This is a genomic window from Pseudomonas sp. R62, from assembly GCF_000257605.1.
Taxonomy (GTDB): domain Bacteria; phylum Pseudomonadota; class Gammaproteobacteria; order Pseudomonadales; family Pseudomonadaceae; genus Aquipseudomonas; species Aquipseudomonas atacamensis.
In genome coordinates, this window is record NZ_JH635999.1 from 2,119,085 (window position 1) to 2,123,281 (window position 4,197).

The 4,197-nt window shown below is 57.1% G+C and carries 4 protein-coding genes; 1 reads left to right on the forward strand and 3 read right to left on the reverse strand.

All coding sequences use genetic code 11. The features are described from left to right. Positions 1-120 precede the first annotated feature (120 nt). Both clpA and clpS read right to left on the reverse strand, forming a co-directional pair. Positions 121-2,391: an ATP-dependent Clp protease ATP-binding subunit ClpA gene (clpA, locus tag OQK_RS27375; protein WP_016775266.1), complete on the reverse strand. Its 2,271-nt coding sequence runs from the start codon at positions 2,389-2,391 to the stop codon at positions 121-123. 30 nt (positions 2,392-2,421) lie between these two features. Then, positions 2,422-2,805 (reverse strand): ATP-dependent Clp protease adapter ClpS, encoded by a 384-nt coding sequence (gene clpS, locus OQK_RS27380; protein WP_011334948.1) that lies wholly within the window; start codon positions 2,803-2,805, stop codon positions 2,422-2,424. A gap of 224 nt (positions 2,806-3,029) precedes the next feature. On the opposite strand from clpS, the gene OQK_RS27385 reads away from it, so the two are divergent. Then, positions 3,030-3,311, forward strand: coding sequence for a cold shock domain-containing protein (locus tag OQK_RS27385; protein ID WP_016775267.1), 282 nt, complete (start codon positions 3,030-3,032; stop codon positions 3,309-3,311). Positions 3,312-3,388: 77 nt separating this feature from the next. Here OQK_RS27385 and icd read toward each other — a convergent pair. After that, positions 3,389-4,197, reverse strand: an 809-nt coding sequence (gene icd, locus OQK_RS27390; RefSeq protein ID WP_016775268.1) for an NADP-dependent isocitrate dehydrogenase, incomplete at its 5' end; no start/stop codon positions are given.

Genomic DNA, 4,197 nt, shown 5'->3' on the forward strand with positions numbered 1-4,197 from the left:
GTAAGTCGCCGTCAGGCGAAACCGTCAGTGGCCGCTACCGAAGCAACGGACATTCACCCAACCTCACCAAACAACGAGCAACAAAAAGGCGCCCGAAGGCGCCCTCTTGATCCACAGCCGTCAGGCCATTTCTGCAGTGGTCTCGAAGTCGAACGTCAACTCCCCATCCTTGATGTCGATGTGCACCACACCGCCATGCTCGGCCAGTTCGCCAAACAGAATCTCCTCCGCCAGCGGACGCTTGATCTTGTCCTGGATCAGACGCGCCATCGGACGTGCGCCCATCGCCGAGTCATAACCACCCGCCGCCAGCCAACTACGCGCCGCATCGGTAACCTCAAGCAACACACGCTTGTCTTCAAGCTGCGCCTGAAGCTCGGTGAGGAACTTGTCCACCACACTCTTGATGACCTCATGACTGAGGCGACCAAACTGGATAATGGTGTCCAGACGGTTACGGAATTCCGGCGTGAAGCTCTTCTTGATCACTTCCATCGCATCGGACGAGTGGTCCTGATGGGTGAAACCGATCGAAGCCCGCGCGGCCGTCTCGGCACCGGCGTTGGTGGTCATGATCACGATCACGTTGCGGAAATCCGCCTTGCGCCCGTTGTTGTCGGTCAGCGTGCCGTGGTCCATGACCTGCAACAGCAGGTTGAAGACTTCCGGATGCGCCTTCTCGATTTCATCGAGGAGCAACACGCAATGCGGCTGCTTGGTGATCGCTTCGGTCAACAGACCGCCCTGGTCGAAACCGACATAACCTGGAGGCGCACCGATCAGACGCGATACGGTGTGACGCTCCATGTACTCGGACATGTCGAAACGCACCAGTTCAATGCCCAGGGCCTTGGCCAGTTGTCGCGCGGCCTCGGTTTTACCGACACCGGTAGGCCCGGCAAACAGGAACGAACCGACTGGCTTGTCCGGCGATTTGAGGCCGGCGCGGGACAGTTTGATCGCAGTCGACAGCGAATCGATCGCCGCGTCCTGACCAAACACCGTCAGCTTCAGGTCACGCTCCAGGTTACGCAGCAGCTCCTTGTCGGAACTGGTCACGTGCTTTGGCGGAATCCGCGCGATTTTCGCGACGATGTCCTCGACCTGTGGCACTTCGATACGCTTGACGCGCATCTCTACCGGTTGCAGACGCTGGTAGGCGCCCGCTTCGTCGATCACGTCGATGGCCTTGTCCGGCATGTGCCGGTCATTGATGTAGCGCGACGCCAGTTCGGCAGCGGCACGCAACGACTCATCGCTGTATTCGATATTGTGATGCTGCTCGAAACGTCCTTTCAGGCCACGCAGGATGCCAATGGTGTCTTCCACCGATGGCTCGACGACATCGACCTTCTGGAAGCGACGCGCCAAGGCACGATCCTTCTCGAAGATGCCGCGAAATTCCTGGAATGTGGTGGAACCGATGCAGCGAATGTCGCCAGACGACAGCAGCGGCTTGAGCAGATTGGACGCATCCATCACGCCACCGGACGCAGCACCCGCACCGATGATGGTGTGGATCTCGTCGATGAACAGGATCGCCTGCGGACGTTTCTTCAGTTCATTGAGCAGCGCCTTGAAGCGCTTCTCGAAATCACCGCGATATTTGGTACCCGCGAGCAGAGCGCCGAGGTCGAGCGAATAAACAACCGCATTGGCCAGAAGATCCGGCACCTGATTGTCGACGATGCGCTTGGCCAGGCCTTCGGCAATCGCGGTTTTACCCACGCCTGCCTCACCCACCAGCAGCGGATTGTTCTTGCGTCGGCGCGCGAGGATCTGCGCGACACGCTCGACCTCCGATTCACGGCCGACCAGCGGATCGATGCGACCCTGGCGCGCGAGCTCGTTGAGGTTGCTGGCATAAGCATCCAGAGGATTGCCTGAAGAAGAAGACTCACCGCCCTCGTCGTCCTGCATATCTTGTTCACCTTCAGAGTGATCGCCGTGCCCCGGTACTTTCGAAATGCCGTGGGCGATGTAGTTGACGACATCGATGCGCGCCACGCTCTGCTGTTTCAGCAGGAACACGGCCTGACTCTCTTGCTCACTGAAGATGGCGACCAGCACGTTGGCGCCGGTCACTTCGCGTTTGCCCGAGCTCTGTACGTGAAAAACAGCACGCTGCAGGACACGCTGGAAGCCCAGGGTTGGCTGGGTTTCGCGATCCTCGTCATGCACGGGGATCAATGGCGTGGTGGAGTCGATGAACTCCTGCAGATCATGCTTGAGTTTGTCGAGGTTTGCGCCGCAGGCACGCAAAACGGTGGCGGCAGCCTCATTATCCAATAGGGCCAGCAGGAGATGTTCGACGGTCATGAACTCATGACGCTTCGAACGAGCCTCCTTGAAGGCAAGATTGAGGGTGACTTCGAGCTCGCGGTTTAACATAGCTTCACCTCATACCCAAGTGGTCGGCGATTAACCGTCCTTCTCGATTTCACAGAGTAGCGGATGCTGGCTTTCCCTGGCGTACTGGTTGACCTGCATGGCCTTTGTCTCGGCGATGTCGCGGGTAAACACTCCACATACTGCCCGTCCTTCTGTATGGACGGCCAGCATGACCTTGGTCGCCAGCTCGCGATTCAGGTTAAAAAACACCTCGAGCACTTCGACGACGAAATCCATCGGTGTGTAGTCATCGTTGAACAAAACCACCTTGTACATCGGCGGCGCCTGTAACGCGGGCTTTGCTTCCTGAACAGCAACGCCTGCCGAATCGTCGTCGTGCTCCTGTGGAAGATCCTTTTGGAGAAGCGGGCGATCCTGATTGAATGTTAGTCGAATCTGGCTGATTGCATGCATGGAAAAAAAGGTTCGTCAGTTGTGCGAATACAGTGGTGGGGGCGGTTGCACACGTTTTCAACTACGACTGCCCGGTCACCTTGACTATCGGGAAAACGGTGTTACAACCAATAGAGCCCACAGTGGGTAAAAAAGATCCGCGGAGTCAATTCTTTTATCGAATTCGATTGCGGATGTCGTGGATGATACTCCAGCGATGGAGTCTGTTGCAGAGGGATTTGAGCATGGCTGTCGGCAAGGTGAAATGGTTCAACAATGCCAAGGGATTCGGCTTTATCAATACCGATGCCCGGGAAGGTCGCGATGAGGATGGCAAGGACATTGACTTCTTTGCCCACTACTCGGCCATTGAAATGGAAGGGTACAAGACCCTGAAAGCGGGTCAGGCAGTCACATTCGACATCGTTCAAGGCCCCAAAGGCTTGCATGCCGTGAAGATAACTCCGGTCGAAGCAGCTTCGACGCCAAGCTCGATTGCTACGAAAAAACAAACGGCAACCAGTTGAAGCCTCAAAACATTCGGTCATAAAAAACCGCCTGACTCAACCCATCGAGTCAGGCGGTTTTTGCGTACCTGCAGCTTTTACATATGCGAAATCAACGCATCCCCGAACCCGGAAGACGACACCAGCTTCGCGCCATCCATCAAGCGCTCGAAATCATAAGTAACAGTCTTGGCGCCGATCGCACCGTTGGTTCCCTTGATGATCAGGTCCGCCGCTTCCGTCCAGCCCATATGACGCAGCATCATCTCGGCCGAGAGAATCAGCGAGCCCGGGTTGACCTGGTCCTTGCCGGCATATTTCGGCGCGGTACCGTGGGTCGCTTCGAACATCGCCACGGTGTCGGACAGGTTGGCGCCCGGCGCAATACCGATACCACCCACTTCCGCCGCCAGCGCGTCGGACAGGTAGTCACCGTTGAGGTTAAGCGTAGCGATCACATCGTATTCGGCCGGGCGCAGCAGGATCTGCTGGAGCATGGCGTCCGCGATGGCGTCCTTGACCACAACATTCTTGCCGGTTTTCGGATTCTTGAACTGCATCCACGGACCGCCGTCGAGCAGGGTCGCACCGAACTCTTCGGCCGCCACTTCGTAGGCCCATTCCTTGAAGGCACCTTCGGTGAACTTCATGATGTTGCCTTTGTGCACGATGGTCAGCGAATCGCGGTCATTGTCGACCACATATTGCAGAGCCTTGCGCGCCAGACGTTTGGTGCCTTCGCGCGATACCGGCTTGACGCCGATGCCGCAGTTTTCGTCGAAACGGATCTTGGTGACGCCCATTTCTTCTTTAAGGAATTTGATGACCTTGGTGGCTTCCGGCGAACCGGCCTTCCATTCGATACCGGCGTAAATGTCTTCGGAGTTCTCGCGGAAGATGGTCATGT